Raw genomic sequence first — 18,528 nt, forward strand, 5'->3', positions numbered from 1 at the left:
GACGAACCATCGCTTATAGGCTATTTGACCGGTATAAAGTTAGTATCAGTCCCCCCCCCCCTATCAAAACACTGACTAACCGCTGACATCAACGATCGGTGTAAACCACAAAAGACCCTCCCGGTCTATAGAATCAATACCTGTATTACTGTTTTTAGGTGGATTCTGCCGATTCTGCCTATAGACGGCCGTGTCGTATGGATGAGGGGAATGTCGTGATGGGCGCTGAAGCGAAAAACCAAACGGGGGGGGGGTGCCTCCTAGAAGGCACTCGTAGGCACCGGAGCGGCAACGCCGCACGGCGACCGTTGCGCATGGCAGCCGCCGGCTTGTTCGTGGCGCTTGCGCTCACTATGACGGTCGCGGTCCCCGCCGCGCGGGCGAGCGTGCTGGATGACATCGCCTCGTTCTTCTCTGGGATGTTCGGCGTGTCCGCGCAGGCGGACCTGCCGGACGGTGCCACGACGGCTGTGGATCCCGACACGACGGATAGCTGGATGGACCTCATCAGCCGGAGCACCGAGAACGTTGGCCGCATCTGGACGGACAAGACCGTCACGGACGCCGACGACGGCGAATTCAACGTGAGTCTCTCTGCGCTCTCATCAACTTCCAATCTCTCCTCCACGAGCACGACGCCCTTGGATATCGTGCTCGTGTTGGACTCTTCGGGCTCCATGAAACAGAAGATGACCTCGTATGAGGCGGCGTATGGGATTCCCGCATCGGGCCGCTGGAACGGTTCAGGCGAGCAATGGGGCCAGGACGGCTACTACATCTATGACGCGAACGGTCAACAGGTGCACGTCCAATGGAAGCGGAAGAGCGGATCCGGACTCACGGCCGTCTACGCGTGGCGCGACTCGGAAAATGACGTATGGTACACCCCCAAGACCTCTGCCAACGACACGGACCCCACGCATGTCCAGTTCTACAAGGCCGTCACCTCGAACGTAACGAAGCTGCAGGCGCTCAAGACCGCCGTGAACTCGTTCATCGATAGCGTGGCTACCCAGAACGCTGCCCTCAGCGATACGGTCCAGAAGCACAACTTGTCGATCATCGATTATGATTCCTCGGCAAAGGTGGTCCAGGATCTTCAGACGGTCACGAATGACAACAAGCAGAGCTTTAAGAACAAGGTGGATAGCGAAGTGGCTTCCGGCGGTGCGACCGCTTCCGACAAAGGCCTTGAAGCTGCGAAAACCCAGCTGACCCAGCACGGGCGCAAGGGCTCCAAGAAGGCCGTCATCTTCTTTACCGACGGAGAGCCAAACCATCAGAATGGCTTCTGGGGTAACGTGGCCGCCGACGCGATTAACGCCGCTTCGAATCTCAAGAAGGATTTGGATGCAACGGTCTACTCCATCGGCGTGTTTGGGGGCGCAAACCCCTCGGACACGACCACCCCGTTCAACAAGTACATGAACGCCGTCTCGAGCAACTATCCCGAGGCGACAGCCCGGTCTAATGGGTCTGGTACTTCATCGACCTGGAGTTGCACCTTGGGCGACCGCGCGAAGGGCGACCACTACTTCGCAGCTTCCAACTCCCATGAACTCTCCCGGGTTTTCAGCAGCATCTCCGAAGAGATCAATGAGGGCACCGGTTCCCCCACGGTGACGAATGACGAGGACGGCGCGGCATCAGGCTATATCACCTTCACCGATAAACTCGGCGATTACATGGAGGTCGGCAACTTCACGTCGGTCGTCTATGCGGGGCAGACCTTCAATAAGGTGAGCTCGTCCACACAGGGCAACACGACCACCTACACCTTTACGGGTGCGACACCCGGCAACGGCGTCTACGAGAGCGGCGACCTGAGCAACATCAAGATCACCGTGACCAAGAGCGGCGTCGACGATGCGAAGACCGGCGATACAGTGACGGTTCAGATTCCCGCCCAGCTCATCCCGCTGCGCCAGTTCAATGTCGATACCGATGACGACACCATGACGGTTACCCACGTCGACCCGATTAAGGTCAACTACACGGTGGGGTTGAAGGCTGACTTCAAGGGAAAGCTGGCCGAGAACCTCGCGGATCCGGACGACGCGCTCAAGGCTTACATCAAAGCCAACACGTCCACCGATGGCAGCTCCGTCTACTTCTACTCCAACGCCTACACGAAGGCGAATGGCGCCGACAACGGCGATACCACCGCGGGCTTCGAGCCGGCGAAGGGTAACAGCTTCTACTATTTCACGGCTGATACGCCCCTCTATAAGGATGAGGCGTGCAAGATTCCGCTGACGGACAGTCAGCCGGATACGACCGCAACCTACTACTATCCGCGCACGTTCTACACGCTCGAGGGCGACAAAACAGCCAAGGAGAACCAGACCATCCAGTCTGTGTCTGGTCGTATTTTCGACCAGGCCGAGGGCACGGTGTGGGGCCGCAACGATGACAACCAGGTTTTCATCAAGGCTGGTACCGCTCGCACAGTGCGTGTGAACGACACGCGTCTTCAGAAGACCAGCAACACCACCGCCACGGCAGGCCTCGTGAACAATCCCACTTGGGCCAACCAGGGTGTGTGGTCGCAGATCGATACCTACCTGGGCAATAACGGCCGCGTTGCCGTGGAGCTCCCGGGCATGCTGACCGTGACCAAGACGGCTACCGCTGCTGAGGGCCTGACGGTGACTGACGACTTCCTGAACGGTAAGGACTTCACTTTCGCGCTTGGCCTCACGGACAAGGGCGGTAACGCGCTTGCCGCAGACAAGACGTTCAAGGCCCAGGTGTTTGCCAAGGACGGCACCACCAAGGTGGGCGACGAGTTTACGGTGAACAACGGCTCGACGTTCACACTCAAGAACGGGGAGACCCTGAGGGTGTACGGCCTGGCCGCCGGCACGCAGTACACGGTGACCGAGGACACCTCGGCCGGCAAGATGCCCGCCGGTTTCGAGCAGACCGACAAGAAGAACGATACCGGCACCATCACGGCTAACGCCGTCTCCGCCGCTTGCTTCACCAACACCTACAAGGTGAGTGAGGCTACGCTCGACGGTGCGAAGAACCTGAAAGTGACCAAGGAGCTGACCGGCCGTGACTGGCAGGATGGCGATGAGTTCAGCTTCAAGCTGGCGGCCGACGAAAACGATGCTGCGACCAAGGCCGCGCTCGACGCGAAGAACATCGTGCTGCCGGATAACGCTGACAGCATCACGATCAAGAACGACACCGCGAACCACCAGGCTGCCTTCGGGGACATCACCTTCAAACAGGCCGGCACCTTCAAGTTCACCATCACCGAGGAGCAGGGCAGCCTGGGCGGCATCACCTACGACACCACCCCGAAGACCGTGACGGTGAAGGTGAAGGACCAGGGCGACGGCACGCTCAAGGCTGAGGCCACCGAGGGCGCCAACCCCACCATCACCAACACGTACGGCACGGTTGTGCCCGACGCTGAGGCAGCCAAGACCGACGTCAAGTTCACCAAGGAGTTCAACGGCTGGTCGGATGCAGACGGAGCCTTTGACAACACGAACTTCAGCTTCACGCTGAAGGCCGTGACCGAGGGCGCCCCGCTGCCGCAGAAGAACGGCGTGGACAATACGACCGCCACGGTTTCCAAGCCTGCCTCTGGCGCCTCCGCGACGTTCAGCTTCGGCACGATCAACTTCACCTACGACATGGTGAAGGACGCGCAGAACAAGACCAAGACGTTTACGTACGAGGTGACCGAGGACGTGCCCCAGGGTGCCGACAGCGGCAAGCTGAACGGTATTACCTATGACACTGGCAAAGGCACGGTGGAGATTACCGTGACGGATAAGAACGGCAACGGCCAGATGGGCGTTACCGTGAGCGTGGACAAGAAGAAGTTCACCAACACCTACCAGGCCGAGCAGGTAACGGTTGACGCCAATGGTGCGCTCGCGGGCACCAAGGTGTTGACGGCCGTGAACAGCGACAAGAAGCTCGCGGCCAAGGAGTTTAGCTTTACGGCCAAGCCGATCGACAACACCACCGTGGCGCCCACCGACACGACTGCGACGAACGAGGCCCCGACGACCGCGGGCTCCAATACCGGCGCTTTCAACTTCGGTTCGCTCACGTTCGACGCGCCCGGGACCTACACCTATAAGGTGACCGAGGATGTTCCTCAGGACGCTCAGGGCGGCAAGCTGAACGGCTACACGTACGACGGCTCCGTCTACACGGTGACCTTCACCGTGAAGGACAATAAGCAGGGCAAGCTGGAGGCCGCGCGCACCATCACGAAGGACGGCGCCCCCAAGGATTCCATCGTCTTCACCAATAGCTACGAGCCCGCGCCTGTCTCCTCGGATACCGCGGGCGTGCTGGGTGGCAAGAAGATCGTGCAGGCGAGCAAGGGTAATAGCTACACGCTCCGGGCCGGCGACTTCAGCTTCCAGCTGACGCCGGGCGCGGGTGCCTCGGGCGATGTCCAGACGGTGCAGAACAAGGCGGACGGCTCCTACACGTTCGATCCCATCCAGTTCACCTCTGCTGGGACCTACAGCTACACGGTGAGCGAGGTACAGGCCACCAAGGGCGGCTTCACCTTCGACGGTGCCAGCTACGGCGTGACCTTCACGGTGGAGGACCAGAACGGCACGCTAAAGATCACCGACACGAAGGTCCAGCGCGTGGAGGGCGACAACACGACCGATGCCACGGTGGGGCGCCTGGACTTCACCAACAAATACGACCCGAAGGCCACCTCATACACCCTGACTGGCACCAAGGTGCTGGAGAGTACGGATCCGTCCGCACAGCGCTCGCTCAAGGATGGTGAGTTCACTTTCCAGCTGACGCCTGTTGGCGGCACGGCCGGTGACGTGCAGACGACGACCAACGCGTCCACCGGTGCCTTCTCGTTCGGTACGCTGAACTACACGGCTCCTGGCACGTACACCTACGAGGTGCGCGAGCTGGCAGGCAAGGACAGCACCATCGCCTATGACACGAACACCGTCTACACCGTGGCGGTCACGGTGGAGGACCAGGACGGCATGCTGACGGTGACGAACGTGACCGGCGTACCGGCAGGCGGCATCGTGTTCAAGAACACGTACACGCCTACGCCGGTAACGGTGGATCCCACCGCTGGCGACACCAAGATCGGCGGCACCAAGACCCTGACCGGTCGCGATGCCAAGGCTGGTGAGTTCACGTACGAGCTGCTGGACGACTCCGGCACCGTGGTGGACACCGCAACGAGCGGCGACGCCAAGGACGGCGAGGCTGCAACCTGGACCTTTGACAAGAAGCTCGAGTTCACCAAGACGGAAACCTACCGCTACACGGTGCGTGAGGCATCCGGCGGCACCACCGCCGCAGGCGTGACCTACGACGCCGCGACCTTTGGCGTGACGATCACCGTGACGGAGGACGCCGCTGCGCACGCGCTGGTGGCGCAGGTGACCACCACCAAGGATGGTGCCGAGGCGCCCATAACCTTCGCGAACAGCTACGCGGCGGCACCGGCGACGGTGGGCTTCAAGGCTGGCAAGGTGCTGACCGGCAAGGACCTGACGGCGGGCCAGTTCAGCTTCAAGCTGACGGGCTCCGGCGTGAACCTGACGGCCAAGAACGATGTGGACGGCGGCGTTGACTTCGGCACGTTGACGTTCAAGCAGACGGGCATCTACACCTATCAGGTGAGCGAGGTTGACGACAAACAGGCCAACGTGACCTACGACGACACCGCATACAAGGTGGTCGTGACCGTGACGGATTCCGGCACGGGTCAGCTCCAGGCCCAGGTGACCTATGACAACGACGCGGCCCCGGTGTTCCAGAACAGTTACGCCGAGCCGCCCAAGGACGACGGCAAGACGGACGAGCAGCCACCCCAGAAGAAGCAGCCCAAGGACGAGGTCAAGAAAGAGCAGCTGCCCAAGACCAGCGACGACACCATGGTCGGGATTGTGGCGAGCGTGGTGGTCGCCATCGGCGCGATCGGAGCGGGCGTGGCCCTGTGCCTGAAGGGCCGCAGATAGGTAGATAGCTAGGTTTTTCGCGCGGAGCGGGGGAGAGAGCCTCGCCCCGCGCGCCTTTGCACGAGAGGGTTGGAAGTCACATGGCAAGGCGAGTACGGCTGGTCGTACCCACCGAGGTTCTGGTGCGCGATATCGACATACGCACGCTTGACGCTGTGGACCGTGCCTCCAAGCGCCCCACCCGGCCAGTGAGCATCGCCTCACGCGAGCTGGCCTCCAACGTGGGCGCGAGCGCCGCGACCGTGCATCGCGCCGTGGTCTCCAGCGTGGAGAGCGGCTTTTTGGTCGTGGACGAGCAGCACCTGGAAAACGGCGCACAGCTGGCCAACACCTACGCGCTCACCAAGCGCGGGCTGGCGGTCCTCGCCGCCGCGCGCGATGCCGGGCTGGTCTGAACCTGGTACCCTTGCACCTTTTACCGTCCGCTTGCCGCGGCATCGTCTGATTCTGCCAAGTCAGCTTATCGACTATCATATTTGGCAGAAACGAGCGCGATGGGAGATGCATGAGCGAGACGACGTCCGAGACGACACCCGAAACCGAATCCACGGCCGTCGACCGCCCCGTCAACGGCCTGAATCCCAACATCCCCACGCCGGAGCAGCAGCGCCGACTGCCGCTGATCGTCAAGATATACGGCGTGCTCTGTCTGGTGATCGGTGTGGTGTCCGTGCCGCTGCTCGCCATCTTCTACACGCTGATCCTGCTGGCCGTCTTCACCAACCCGGAATACTCGCTTGCCAACTACGACCCCACGTTGACCGTAATCGTGGGCGTCGTCGGCGCCATCCTGGCCCTGGTTGGCTCCGTCGGCCTTATCTACCTGGGCTGGTCGCTCTTTAAGGACCGGCGCCGCAACGCCGCTATCTGGGCCTACGCGCTCGTGGTCGTCACGCTGGGGCAGCTGCTCTGCGACATCATGCTCGATGGCATGGGCACCGAGCTCATCCGCCCGGCCGTGCAGCTGGCCATTCTGCTGGCGCTCTCCGCCACGGTGGACCCATCGCTCAAGCAGGAGCGCGAGCTGGAGCGCAGACTGAGCGACCTGCAGGACCGCGCCGCCGCCGAGGAGGGCATGCTCGGTCGTGACATCGAGGGCGACGGCTATATCAAGCTGAACTTCTTCAACCTGTTCTGGGTGTTCATGATCGCCAGCCTGGTTGGTCTGGTACTGGAGGTCATCTGGCACATGGTGGTGGTCGACCCGGGCGTCTACCAGGACCGCGCCGGCCTGCTCTTCGGCCCGTTCTCGCCCATCTACGGCGTGGGCGCCGTGCTGCTGACGGCGGCGCTCAACCGGTTCTACCGCGCGAACCCGATCATCATCTTTTTGGTGAGCGCGGTGATCGGCGGCGTGTTCGAGGCCGCGGTCAGCATGTTCATGCAGCTCTCCTTCGGCGCGGTGGCCTGGGATTACTCCGGTACCACCATCTTCGGCTTGGCGGACCCGGTGGCCCTGCTCTTCCAGGGGCGCACGAGCACGCCGTTCGCCTGCATCTGGGGCGCGCTCGGTCTGGTGTGGATCAAGCTCGTCCTGCCGCGCCTGCTGGACATCATCAACCTCATCCCCTGGAAGATGCGCTACTCGCTGACCACGGTGGTCACCGTGTTTATGCTGGTGAACGCCGTGATGACGCTGAGCGCGCTGGACTGTTGGTTCGAGCGGGTGAGCGGCATCGAACCCACCTCGCCGGTGGAGGAGTTCTACGCGCGGCACTTCGACGACGAGTTCATGTCCAATCGGTTTGAGAGCATGACGATTCATCCGAAGGACTCCACACGCGTGAACGCCCACCAGGCTTGATTGCCGCGCCGGCAAGGTGAAGGGTACCGGGTTCGATTACACATCTTCAGACGTGTAATCGAACCCGGCACCCTTGCACCTCTAAATGAAACTTGTAGGTTACATCGCCGCCGGGTGACTGAGCATACTGGACGGCATGAATACGCTGGTCCTTACATCTACCTCGGCCCTTCGGCTCATGCGCGCCGAACGGAGGAGGAACGCTGCCCTGAACTGGAGGGTCCTGGGTAAGGTAGAGCAACGCCAGGTGCTCAAGGCGTGCGTCCCCAATCCCTCCGACATAGACTTCGAGCTCCTCGAGGCCCTGGGCGCCTGGGAGGGCTTGGAATCTGAGAAGCTCGAGGTTCTCGTATCCGATGCGTCTCGACGTCGGAATGGCGCTCGCGTCCAATCAACGCTGCGTTCGGGTCCGTTGCCATACGGCTCGATCGCGCATGTTCGGGAGAACGTTTATTGCGTCACGCCCGCGCACGCCGCGCTGCAGTATTCGTGCGGCCGACCCCTGGGCGAGGTGTTTATGCTGCTCATGGAGCTGCTGGGGACCTACAGCATGCCCGAGGATTGCACGCTGCACATTGCCTGGGGCGGCTTCTGGCCCTACGACCTGGATGGGAAGGCCGTGGAGCAGGCGCGGTACAAGTGCGATCCGGCGGTGACCCTGAAAGAGCTCAGGGGCCTGTGCAAGGTGGCGACGGGCAACGTATCCGCAACGTTTCGGAGGGCGGTCCAACTCGCCGCGGAGGGTTCGGCGTCTCCGGGCGAGTCGGTGATGTTTGGGATGCTGGGCGTTCCCATGCGCTACGGCGGCTTCAACCTGTGCGGGCTGCCGGGCGGGATGAGGCTGAACAGCCGCGTTGTCTTCGAAGGAAACGCTGTGCGGATGTCGTCGGGTATGCCGTACGCTATCTGCGATGCGGCGGTTCCGGCTGCACGGGTGGACCTGGAGTACAACGGGTTGGGACACGAGAAGGAAGCGGCCCGCATCCATGATGGCAACCGAAATAACGGCCTCAAGGGCATGGGGTACACCGTTATGGTTATCAATCGAGACCAGATGCGCGACGTGGTTGCGCTCGAGGCCATCGCGCGGGCGGTGTACAAGGGCGCGGGCAAGCGCATGAGGTATTGGTCAGGTGGCGTTCGCGTGCGGCAGGCAGCGTGGCTGAACGCGCTCCGCCGCGGCATCGGGCTCAGACCGGTCTAGAAGCGGCCTGTTTGTGGCGGGTTCATGCTCCGCCGAAGCGTTTTTGAAAATAATCGCGGTGAAGCGGTGGTTTTGCACCTGTTTTGTAGAGCGAGCCTCCGCCAAACGCCCGCAGGGCAGGCTCGAAACGGGGCGCATCTGTATCTTGCCTAAAAGAAAAGGCACAGATAGTTGATAAATGTGTAGTAACGACGCGATTGAAGGAGGCGGGTGAGCCAAGATGCCATGGTTCATTGCTGTGAACTATACAAAACCGGCACTAAACCACCGCAACTGAAGCAAAAAAACGAAAAAGTACGGCGCGTCCCCATCGCGTCACCCATTGTGTCCGATGGTGCAGCCACCGCCCGACCACATAGGGGGCTCCGAGCCCGATTGTGCGCCCAGCCCCCCGCGGATGTGCAATTGAACCCGGTACCCTTGCACATCCATGCCATAATGTATCGGTAACGCCTTTTACCTTTACAGACATAGAGGGGATGTCATGTCTCAGGAAACCATTCGCGCGGCGCAGCAGGCGACCGAGCGGAAGGCGGCGCTTGGCGCTTCGACGGACGACCTTGATCGCGATCAGCTGCACGAGGAGTGCGGTGTTTTCGGTGTGTGGGCACCCGGACGAGACGTGGCGCGTCTGACCTACTTCGGCCTGCGCGCGCTGCAGCACCGTGGCCAGGAATCCGCCGGCATCGCCGTGGGCGATGGCGGCACCGTGTGGGTGCGCAAGGACCTCGGCCTGCTCGGCACCGTGTTCTCCGCCGCGGACCTCTCCGCACTCACCGGCCAGCTCGCAGTGGGCCACGTTCGCTACGGCACGGCGGGTGCCAAGAGCTGGGAGGCCGCACAGCCGCATCTCTCCACCATCAACGACGTCATCATCGCGCTCGCGCACAACGGCACGCTCGTGAATACGGACGAGCTGCGTCGCCAGCTGATCGAGCTGGGCGTGCCCTTCCTCTCCAACTCCGACTCCGAGGTCGCGGCCAAGCTCATCGGCTACTTCACGCAGCGTACGCACCATCTGCGCGAGGGCATCCGCAAGACCATGGAACTCGTGCGCGGCGGCTACGCCATGACGCTCATCAACGAGCAGGCGCTCTACGCCTTCCGCGATCCATATGGCATCCGTCCGCTCGTGCTCGGCCGTCTGGCGGGCATGGGCCTGGACCAGCTGGATCCCAACGCCGTGGCCGCCATGCCCGCCACGGCGGACGACCCGCACGCCGATACCGCCGCGCCCGTGGCGAGTGCCGGCGGCTGGGTGGTCGCCAGCGAGACCTGCGCGCTCGACATCGTGGGTGCGGAGTACGTGCGCGACGTGCGCCCTGGCGAGATCCTGCGCATCAGCGCCGAGGGCCTGGTGTCCGAGCAGGGCGTGCCCCCCATGTTGGAGAGCGCCGAGTGCATCTTCGAGCAGGTCTACTTCGCTCGCCCTGACAGCATCATGAACGGCAAGTCCGTGTACGCCTGCCGCTACGACATGGGCCGTCAGCTCGCTCGCGAGGCGCCGGCCGACGTGGATATGGTCATCGGCGTGCCGGACTCCGGTATGCCGCCGGCAGAGGGCTTTGCCCATGAGCTGGGACTGCGCTATGGCGAGGGCCTCATCAAGAACCGCTACGTGGCCCGTACGTTCATCGAGCCCACGCAGGAGCTCCGCGCCATGGGCGTGCGCATGAAGCTGAACCCCCTCAAGGACAACATCGCCGGCAAGCGCCTGGTGGTCATCGACGACTCCATCGTGCGCGGCACCACCATGGTGCAGCTGGTGCGGATGCTTCGCGACGCCGGTGCGCGCGAGATCCATGTGCGCATCAACTCGCCCGAGGTGGTGTGGCCGTGCTTCTACGGCATCGACACAGACGTGCAGAGCCAGCTCATCAGCGCCAACAAGAGCGTGGACGAGATCTGCCGCTTCATCGGGGCCGATTCGCTCGCGTTCCTCTCGGTGCAGGGCTTGCTGAAGTGCGTGCCGCGCGGCGGGTACTGTACGGCGTGCTTCACCGGCGTGTACCCGGTGGCCATTCCCGAGAGCTTTGGGCGTGAGAAGTTCATGGACGGTTACCGCCCCGTGAGCCTGACAGCCCAGGAATCGCTGCCAGGCGACGTGGTGGTGGAGAAGGACCGCGACCGCACCTGGGAGGAAGAGCATCCCGGGGAGTAGGTCCCGCTGCTCACTCTCAAATATCTCTCAAAACTGAGAGAAATTTGAGAGATGGCTGAGAGCGGAATCAGCGTCGCGTCTCTTTTACAATACGGACAGGAATCAGCACGACCACGCGAAAGGGCAGGCACATGAGCACCAGCGATTCTTCCAAGCATGTGACGTACGAGGACGCCGGCGTGGACACCGCCGAGGGCGGCCGCGCGGTGGATGCCATCAAGCAGATGGTTGCCGCAACCAACCGTCCCGAGGTTGTGGGCGGTATCGGCGGCTTCGGCGGGCTCTTCTCCGCCGCCGCGCTGAAGGACATGGAGGATCCCATCCTCATCTCGGGCACGGATGGCGTAGGCACCAAGCTCGTGCTCGCCCAGCTGCTGGACCGTCACGAGACGGTGGGCCAGGACCTGGTGGCCATGTGCGTGAACGACATCCTGGCCTCCGGCGCCGAGCCGCTGTTCTTCCTGGATTACGTGGCCATCGGGCACATCGAGGCCGAGCACATGGCGCAGATCGTGAAAGGCGTGGCCGACGGCTGCAAGTTGGCGGGCTGCGCGCTCGTGGGCGGCGAGATGGCCGAGCACCCCGGCGTCATGCGCCCGGACGACTACGATTTGGCCGGCTTCACCGTGGGCGTCGTCGATCGCCCCAAGATGCTCGATCCCGCTAACGTCCGCCCCGGCGATGTGATCCTGGGCCTGCCGAGCACGGGCATCCATTCCAACGGCTACTCGCTGGTCCGCGCTGTGCTGGGCGTTGAGGGGCTGGTCCCCGGCACGCCCGGGGCCGCCGCCAAGCGCGCCGAGCTGGAGGCCCCCTGCGAGGAGCTGGGCGGCGCCTCACTCGCCGATGCCCTGCTGGCGCCCACGCGCATCTACGTGAAGCCGGTACTCAAGCTGCTCGCCGGCGGCGCTCCCGTGCATGCCATCGCGCACATTACGGGCGGCGGTATCACCGAGAACCTCAACCGCGCGCTCGCCGCGGACGTAGACGCCGTGGTGGACCGCCGGAGCGACGCCATGGGCTGGGACGTGCCACCCGTCATCGACTACATTCGCCATCGCGCGCACCTCACGCCCAACGAGGCCTGCAGGACCTTCAACATGGGCGTGGGCCTGTGCCTCATCGTGGCGCCGGAGGACGAGGCGGCCACCGTGGCGGCGCTCGAGGAGCTGGGTGAGCATCCGTTCCGCGTGGGTGCCTGCGTGGCCGGTTCGGGCCAGGTACGCTACGCGGACGAGGCGTAGGCACGCTTCCAGTTGACTTTCAAGGCTGATTGCTTAAACCGCGGTATCCGGGCGAACCAGGTGCCGCTGTTTGTTTTTGGCGCTTAGGCTGATGGCTCGAGGGGCCTCTCTCCGTCGGAGCGTCTCTGTGTAGATAGTATGGATACCTGGTCATCGGCTCCATTCTGACGAGCGCAAAAATCGCGTCTCAAAGGAAGCGGCATAAAAGACAGCTTCGCTGGAATAGGTTGGAACGCGCGCCGCGCCCGCCCCCCGCTATGATGGGGTGAGCAGCCAATTGCCGGGGCCGGTATGCCGCCGGCTATGACGACGAAACGGGGAGACGTGCCATGGATAACGAGACGAAGCGCCTGATCGAGAAGGCCAACCTGAGCCCCGAGGCGGTGCCGAGCGACCTCTTCTTCGGGAACGGGGCAGAGCGCGAGCTCGACGGCGCCATCCGCCGCGCCGCTGCCTGCGCGGAGGCGCCTGCGCGCGAGGACATCAACGCCATCGAGGCGCGCCGAGCGGACCTGCGTGCCGCCGCTACGCCGCAGAACCCCGTGCCGCCCGTTAAGATCGCCGTGCTCATCTCGGGTTCGGGCACCAACTTGCAGGCGCTCATCGACCGTATCGCCGACGGCTCGCTCAACGCGAAGATCGTGCTTGTCGTTGCCAGTCGGCCGAGCGCGAAGGGCCTCAAGCGTGCCGAGGCGGCGGGCATCCAGACAATCACGCTCTCCAAAGAGATCTATGCCGATCCGCTCACGGCGGATGAGGTTATCGCCACCGAGGTCTATCGCGCGGGCGCCGAGTTCGTGGTCATGGCGGGTTACATGCGCATGGTGCACGCGCCGCTGCTCGCCGCGTTCCCCAACCGCGTGATCAACCTGCATCCGGCGCTTTTGCCGAGTTTCCAGGGCGCGCACGGCATCGGCGACGCCTTCGCCCGCGGGGTGAAGGTCACGGGCGTGACGGTTCATATCGCCAACGAGGTCTACGACCAGGGGCCGATTCTTGCACAGGAGCCCGTGCGCGTGGAGGAGGGCTGGACCGTGGACGACCTGGAAGCGGCCATCCACGCGGTGGAGCATCGCCTGTACCCGCAGGTGGTGCAGCTCCTGGCTGAGGGTCGTATTCATGTGAACGACGACCTGACGGTGCGCGTGGGGTAACAGCCCGCCGCCTGCGTCGCCGAGCTACTGCCCCGGCCCCGCGCCGCCGACATGCCGAGACCGCCCGCTGGGCAGCTGTTTCTATAACGCAGCTGCTCACGGGCGGTCTTGGCATACAATAAGAAGTTGCTGTTGAAAATGACTACCCCCTCGAAGGGACCTTTGATGAGCCAGAAGCAGAAGAAGAATTCCAAGGTGGCAGGAGCCACGGACGCGAGTGCCAAGGCGGGTACCTCGGCCAAGGGGAAGGACGCTTCCAAGAGCAAGTCCGCCCAGGTGGCTGAGGCCCGCGCCGAGCGCGCCGCCAAGAAGACCCGTAAGGACAAGGCCAAGAAGACGCTTTCCAAGACGGCCAAGTACGTGCTCGTGGCCATCGGTTGCGCGGCCATGCTGCTCTCCGTGTCCGCCATGGCGTGCTCCGGCGTGCTGAACCAGGCCTCCAGCTCCGAGAGTTACAAGCTCACGGGCGGCGTGGCCGCCACGGTGAACGGCGTGAATATCACCGAGGACACCATCACCAAGCAGATCATGAGCGTGCGCACCCGGGGCGGCTACACCAAGGACAAGGACTTGGCCCAGTACCTGGTTGACCAGAACACCACGCCCGAGAAGCTGCGCAAGAGCTACATCGAGAGCTACGCCAAGCAGTACCTCTCCGAGCAGGCTGTCAAGGAGTACAACATCACCGTTTCCGATGCGGACGTGCAGAAGGCCTATGACGACGCGGTAGCGCAGTACGGCGGAAAGGACAGTTTCGAGCGCATCATCAAGGCGATGGGCTACACCGAGGACACCTACAAGCCGCTGCTGAAGAGTCGGCTCGAGCAGAATAAGCTCAAGGAGAAGGTCGCCCCCGCAAAGGATGCCACCGATCAGGAGATCCTCGACTACTTCAACCAGAACTTCGATACCTACAACGACGCCCGCCGCTCCGAGAACCTGCTGATCAAGGTGGATTCCAAGGCGACGGACGAGGAGAAGGCCAAGGCCAAGGAGAAGGCGCAGGAGATTCTGGACAAGATCAACGCCGGCGAGATTTCGTTCGAGGACGCTGTGGCGAAGTACTCCGAGGATACGGGCTCCAAGGACGACAAGGGCGACGTGGGCTGGGACAAGCTCACGCGCTTCGTGACCGAGTACCAGAGCGCGCTGAACGGCCTTTCCAAGGATCAGATCTCGGGCGTGGTGGAGACGAACTACGGTTACCATCTCATCAAGTGCACGGACGTCTTCAAGCTGGATGGCAACGCCACGTCTATCGACCAGCTGCCCGATAAGTTCAAGGACTACATCGGCAACGTGGTGAAGACGCAGACCCAGTCTGCCGCCTACTCCAAGTGGGAGACGGAGTACTTCGACAAGGCCGATATCAAGATCAACGACATGCCCGAGAACGTGCCGTACAACGTGAGTCTGGACGGCGTGACGCCCACGTCAGAGAAGGGGAGCGCGGCCACGACGTCGGGCAGCAACGAGTAGCGCGGTCGCTGCTCCCGCGGGCGGTGCGCGCCGGGCTTCCGGGGTGCCGGCGGGGGCCCGGCCTGCTCGGCCGTGGCTCTGGCGCGTTGTCGCCGGCGTGCTGGAGCGCGACATGGAACTCGGGGTGGACACGAGCATCATCATTCTAGGATGCAGCCCTGCGCGGTAGATCGGTTATACGGGGCGAGCGCTTTCGCAAGACGGAGGCGCTCGCCCTTGCTTATGCATGGCGGAATGCTCGCATCGCAGCTCAGGCGCGTGCCGCGCGGCAACATCGCGTATAATCAAGTATTCTCACTGTTATAAAAAACCTCAGAAAAGGAGGCCGTCTATGGCGAATATGATCGAGATTCGCAATCTGAACAAGTATTTCGGCGACCTGCACGTGCTCAAGGACATCGATTTGACGGTGCAGGCGGGCGAGAAGGTCGTGATCATCGGGCCGTCCGGTTCCGGCAAGTCCACGCTCATCCGCTGCGTGGACTATCTTGAGGAGCCCACCAGCGGCGATGTGATCATCGACGGCACGCCGCTCACCAAGAAGAACCACCTGGAGATGGCCCGTAAGTACAGCTCGATGGTGTTCCAGCAGTTCAACCTGTATCCCAACATGACGGTGCTCGGCAACCTCACCCTGGCACCCATCAAGCTGCAGAAGAAGAGCAAGGAGGAGGCCACCGCCACCGCCATGGCGGCGCTCAAGCGCGTGGGCCTCGCCAACAAGGCGGGCGAGTACCCGCAGAATCTCTCCGGCGGCCAGCAGCAGCGCGTGGCCATCGCCCGGGCGCTCTGCACCAAGCAGCCCATCATTCTCTTCGACGAGCCCACCTCCGCCCTCGATCCCGAGATGGTGCAGGAGGTGCTCGACGTCATGATCGAGCTGGCGCAGGAGAACATCACCATGATCTGCGTGACGCACGAGATGGGCTTTGCGCGCCAGGTGGCCGACCGCGTGATCTTCATGGAGGACGGTCGCATTCTGGAGGAGGGCACGCCGGACCATTTCTTCGAGAATCCGGAGAACCCCCGCTGCCGCGATTTTTTGGCCAAGATTTTGCACTAGCCCCCTTCGTCCGGTCCGACCTGCACCCGTGGCATCAAGCGCAGCCGATTTGCTGAGGGCGCGCCGGAGCCACAGCGGGCCATGCGGGACCACCTGTTTGAAAGGAGAGATATGACGAGCACCATGACGCGTCGAGGCTTTCTGGGCCTGACGGGTGCGCTTGCGCTCGGAGCCCTGGCGGGTTGCGGCGCTACCGCGAGTGCCGGCTCAACCGCCGCCTCCGCGGGTTCCAAGCTCGCCGCCATCCGTTCGCGCGGGCAGTTGAACGCCGGCGTCAAGAAGGACGTGCCCGGCTACGGTTACTTCGACCCCGCCAGCGGCACCTACCAGGGCATGGAGATCGACCTGTGCTACCAGGTGGCCGCGGCCATCTTCAATACGAGCTACGAGGACGCGCAGAAGCAGGGCCTTGTGGCGTTTACCGACGTCACGCCCAAGACGCGCGGCCCGCTCATCGACAACGACCAGCTCGACATCGTGTGCGCCACCTACACCATCACCGACGAGCGCAAGAAGAGCTGGGATTTCTCGCGTCCCTACCGCACGGACTACGTGGGCCTGATGGTTAAGAAGAGCGCCGGCTTCAAGAAGATCGCCGACCTCGACGGCAAGATCATCGGCGTCTCGCAGGGCGCCACCACACAGGGCCTTGTGGAGCAGATGCTCGTGGACGAGCACATCGACGCCACGCCCGAGTTCCGTGCCTTCTCCGGCTATCCCATCATCAAGAGCTCGCTCGACGCGGGCAATATCGACTGCTTCGCCATGGACCGCTCCACGCTCTCGGGCTACATGAACGATACGGTCGAGCTGCTCGAGCCCGACGTGAAGTTCGGCGAGCAGAACTACGGCATCGCCACCAAGATGGGCTCCGACCTCTCGCCGGTGGTCGACCAGGTCGTGGCCGATATGGAGGCGAGCGGTTGGCTCGCTCAGGAGATCAAGGATTGGGGGCTGGTGTAGATGTGGGAGGGCCTCTTCAACGCTGACCGCTGGGCCGCCGCGTTCTCCAACATGGGCACGTTCTGGGACGGCTTTGGCGTGACGCTCTCCGTGGTTGTGGCCGGCCTCGCGCTCTCGCTCGTGCTGGGTACGCTTCTCGGCGTGTTCTCCACCACGCGTTCGCGGGTGCTGCGCGCCGTCTCGCGCGTGTACGTGGAGTTCTACCAGAATACGCCGCTGCCGGTGCAGGTGCTCTTTATGTACATGGCCGGCCCGCAGTTCCTGCAGGCGATCACCGGCGCCGCGCAGCCGGTTCGCATCGCCCCGTTCGCCCTGGGCGCGCTCGGCGTGGGCCTCTACCATGCGGCCTACATCTCCGAGGTCATCCGCACGGGTATCGAGGCGGTGCCGCGCGGCCAGATGGAGGCGGCTCAGAGCCAGGGCTTCTCCCGCGTGCAGAGCTACGCCTACATCGTGCTGCCGCAGACCTTCAAGGTCATTCTGCCGCCGCTTTGCAACCAGGCGCTCAACCTGGTCAAGAACACCTCGGTGCTCGCGCTCGTGGCCGGCGGCGACCTCATGTACCGCAGCGATAACTTCGTCTCGCTCTACGGCTACCTGCAGGGCTACATCATCTGCTGCTTCATGTACTTCATCATCTGCTTCCCGCTGGCGCTGCTCGTGCAGTGGCTCGAGCGCCGGAGCAAAGAGCGTCCGCGTGCCAAGGACATCCCCGGCGTGACGAATGCGGGCGATGCCGACGGTGCGGCCATGGCTGGAGAGGGGGTGTAGCCGATGGATATCTTCAACGCGACTAACCTGGTCTACATCATGGGCGGCTTCGTCAAGACCATCCAGATCTCGGTGCTCGCCATCATCTTCTCCATCGTGTTGGGTACCGTCCTCGCGCTGGTGAAGAGCTACGGCCCGCGCCCACTGCGCTGGCTGGTGTCCGCCTACATCGAGCTGTTCCGCTGCACGCCCAACCTGCTGTGGATCCTGTTCATCTACTTCACCGTGCAGGGGTCGGATATTCTCATCTCCACGCTGGCGTTCACGCTGTTCACGAGCGCGGTGATGGCTGAGATCGTTCGCGGCGGCCTGAACGCGGTGCCCGCCGGGCAGTTCGAGGCGGCCCGGAGCCAGGGTTTCGGCTTCTTCGGCACCATGGGCTACATCATCTTGCCGCAGACGTTTCGCACCATCATTCCGGCGCTGTTCAGCCAGTGCACCACGGTGATCAAGGACAGCTCGTACCTCTCGGGCATCAACGTGGCGGAGTTCATGTACACCACCAACGTGGTGATGGCGCATGCGGTGGAGCTGAACCAGGTGCTCATGCTCTACGGATTCGTGTTCCTGCTGTACTTCGCGCTGAACTTTGGCATCTCGCTTCTGGTGCGCGCCTACCAGCGCCGCGTCGTGGCTGCCTAGCAACGGAAACGCGGTACGTTGGGACGCGTCCAGCGTACCGATTTGGGGAAGGAGGC

The 18,528-nt window shown here is 63.0% G+C and carries 12 protein-coding genes; all 12 read left to right on the top strand.

Annotated features, from left to right (window positions below; translation table 11 throughout):
- The first annotated feature begins 314 nt into the window (after positions 1-314).
- Complete coding sequence (locus GDJ97_RS03050; protein ID WP_193221289.1) at positions 315-5,987, top strand: Spy0128 family protein; 5,673 nt, start codon at positions 315-317, stop codon at positions 5,985-5,987.
- Positions 5,988-6,067: 80 nt separating this feature from the next.
- A complete protein-coding gene (locus GDJ97_RS03055) occupies positions 6,068-6,382 on the top strand; it encodes a hypothetical protein (RefSeq protein WP_152069732.1) in 315 nt (104 codons plus the stop codon).
- A gap of 110 nt (positions 6,383-6,492) precedes the next feature.
- The gene (locus GDJ97_RS03060; protein WP_152069733.1) at positions 6,493-7,791 is read left to right on the top strand and encodes a hypothetical protein; all 1,299 of its coding nucleotides are present in this window, start codon (positions 6,493-6,495) and stop codon (positions 7,789-7,791) included.
- A 136-nt stretch (positions 7,792-7,927) separates the two neighbouring features.
- The gene (locus tag GDJ97_RS03065) at positions 7,928-8,995 is read left to right on the top strand and encodes a hypothetical protein (protein ID WP_152069734.1); all 1,068 of its coding nucleotides are present in this window, start codon (positions 7,928-7,930) and stop codon (positions 8,993-8,995) included.
- 484 nt (positions 8,996-9,479) lie between these two features.
- Complete coding sequence (locus GDJ97_RS03070; RefSeq protein WP_152069735.1) at positions 9,480-11,156, top strand: amidophosphoribosyltransferase; 1,677 nt, start codon at positions 9,480-9,482, stop codon at positions 11,154-11,156.
- 131 nt (positions 11,157-11,287) lie between these two features.
- Positions 11,288-12,400: a phosphoribosylformylglycinamidine cyclo-ligase gene (purM, locus tag GDJ97_RS03075; RefSeq protein WP_152069736.1), complete on the top strand. Its 1,113-nt coding sequence runs from the start codon at positions 11,288-11,290 to the stop codon at positions 12,398-12,400.
- A 329-nt stretch (positions 12,401-12,729) separates the two neighbouring features.
- Positions 12,730-13,554 carry a phosphoribosylglycinamide formyltransferase gene (gene purN, locus GDJ97_RS03080; protein ID WP_152069737.1) on the top strand — a complete coding sequence of 275 codons (825 nt, stop codon included), beginning with the start codon at positions 12,730-12,732 and terminating at the stop codon, positions 13,552-13,554.
- A gap of 165 nt (positions 13,555-13,719) precedes the next feature.
- Positions 13,720-15,033, top strand: coding sequence for a peptidylprolyl isomerase (locus GDJ97_RS03085; RefSeq protein WP_152069738.1), 1,314 nt, complete (start codon positions 13,720-13,722; stop codon positions 15,031-15,033).
- Between the two features lie 331 nt (positions 15,034-15,364).
- Entirely contained in the window at positions 15,365-16,096 is a 732-nt protein-coding gene (locus tag GDJ97_RS03090) for an amino acid ABC transporter ATP-binding protein (protein ID WP_152069739.1), read from the top strand.
- Between the two features lie 111 nt (positions 16,097-16,207).
- Complete coding sequence (locus GDJ97_RS03095; protein WP_152069740.1) at positions 16,208-17,059, top strand: transporter substrate-binding domain-containing protein; 852 nt, start codon at positions 16,208-16,210, stop codon at positions 17,057-17,059.
- Entirely contained in the window at positions 17,060-17,830 is a 771-nt protein-coding gene (locus GDJ97_RS03100; protein ID WP_152069741.1) for an amino acid ABC transporter permease, read from the top strand.
- Positions 17,831-17,833: 3 nt separating this feature from the next.
- Positions 17,834-18,472 (top strand): amino acid ABC transporter permease, encoded by a 639-nt coding sequence (locus GDJ97_RS03105; protein WP_152069742.1) that lies wholly within the window; start codon positions 17,834-17,836, stop codon positions 18,470-18,472.
- Positions 18,473-18,528 lie beyond the last annotated feature (56 nt).

The sequence above is a fragment of the Collinsella sp. AK_207A genome, from assembly GCF_902501965.1.
GTDB lineage: Bacteria > Actinomycetota > Coriobacteriia > Coriobacteriales > Coriobacteriaceae > Collinsella.

Excerpts from the sequence above, each read along its gene's own strand:
- GDJ97_RS03100 (WP_152069741.1), top strand. The coding sequence starts at position 17,060 with ATGTGGGAGGGCCTCTTCAACGCTGACCGCTGGGCCGCCGCGTTCTCC.
- GDJ97_RS03055 (WP_152069732.1), top strand. The coding sequence starts at position 6,068 with ATGGCAAGGCGAGTACGGCTGGTCGTACCCACCGAGGTTCTGGTGCGC.
- purM (WP_152069736.1), top strand. The coding sequence starts at position 11,288 with ATGAGCACCAGCGATTCTTCCAAGCATGTGACGTACGAGGACGCCGGC.
- GDJ97_RS03070 (WP_152069735.1), top strand. The coding sequence starts at position 9,480 with ATGTCTCAGGAAACCATTCGCGCGGCGCAGCAGGCGACCGAGCGGAAG.
- GDJ97_RS03095 (WP_152069740.1), top strand. The coding sequence starts at position 16,208 with ATGACGAGCACCATGACGCGTCGAGGCTTTCTGGGCCTGACGGGTGCG.
- GDJ97_RS03065 (WP_152069734.1), top strand. The coding sequence starts at position 7,928 with ATGAATACGCTGGTCCTTACATCTACCTCGGCCCTTCGGCTCATGCGC.
- GDJ97_RS03050 (WP_193221289.1), top strand. The coding sequence starts at position 315 with ATGGCAGCCGCCGGCTTGTTCGTGGCGCTTGCGCTCACTATGACGGTC.
- GDJ97_RS03090 (WP_152069739.1), top strand. The coding sequence starts at position 15,365 with ATGGCGAATATGATCGAGATTCGCAATCTGAACAAGTATTTCGGCGAC.
- purN (WP_152069737.1), top strand. The coding sequence starts at position 12,730 with ATGGATAACGAGACGAAGCGCCTGATCGAGAAGGCCAACCTGAGCCCC.
- GDJ97_RS03085 (WP_152069738.1), top strand. The coding sequence starts at position 13,720 with ATGAGCCAGAAGCAGAAGAAGAATTCCAAGGTGGCAGGAGCCACGGAC.
- GDJ97_RS03105 (WP_152069742.1), top strand. The coding sequence starts at position 17,834 with ATGGATATCTTCAACGCGACTAACCTGGTCTACATCATGGGCGGCTTC.
- GDJ97_RS03060 (WP_152069733.1), top strand. The coding sequence starts at position 6,493 with ATGAGCGAGACGACGTCCGAGACGACACCCGAAACCGAATCCACGGCC.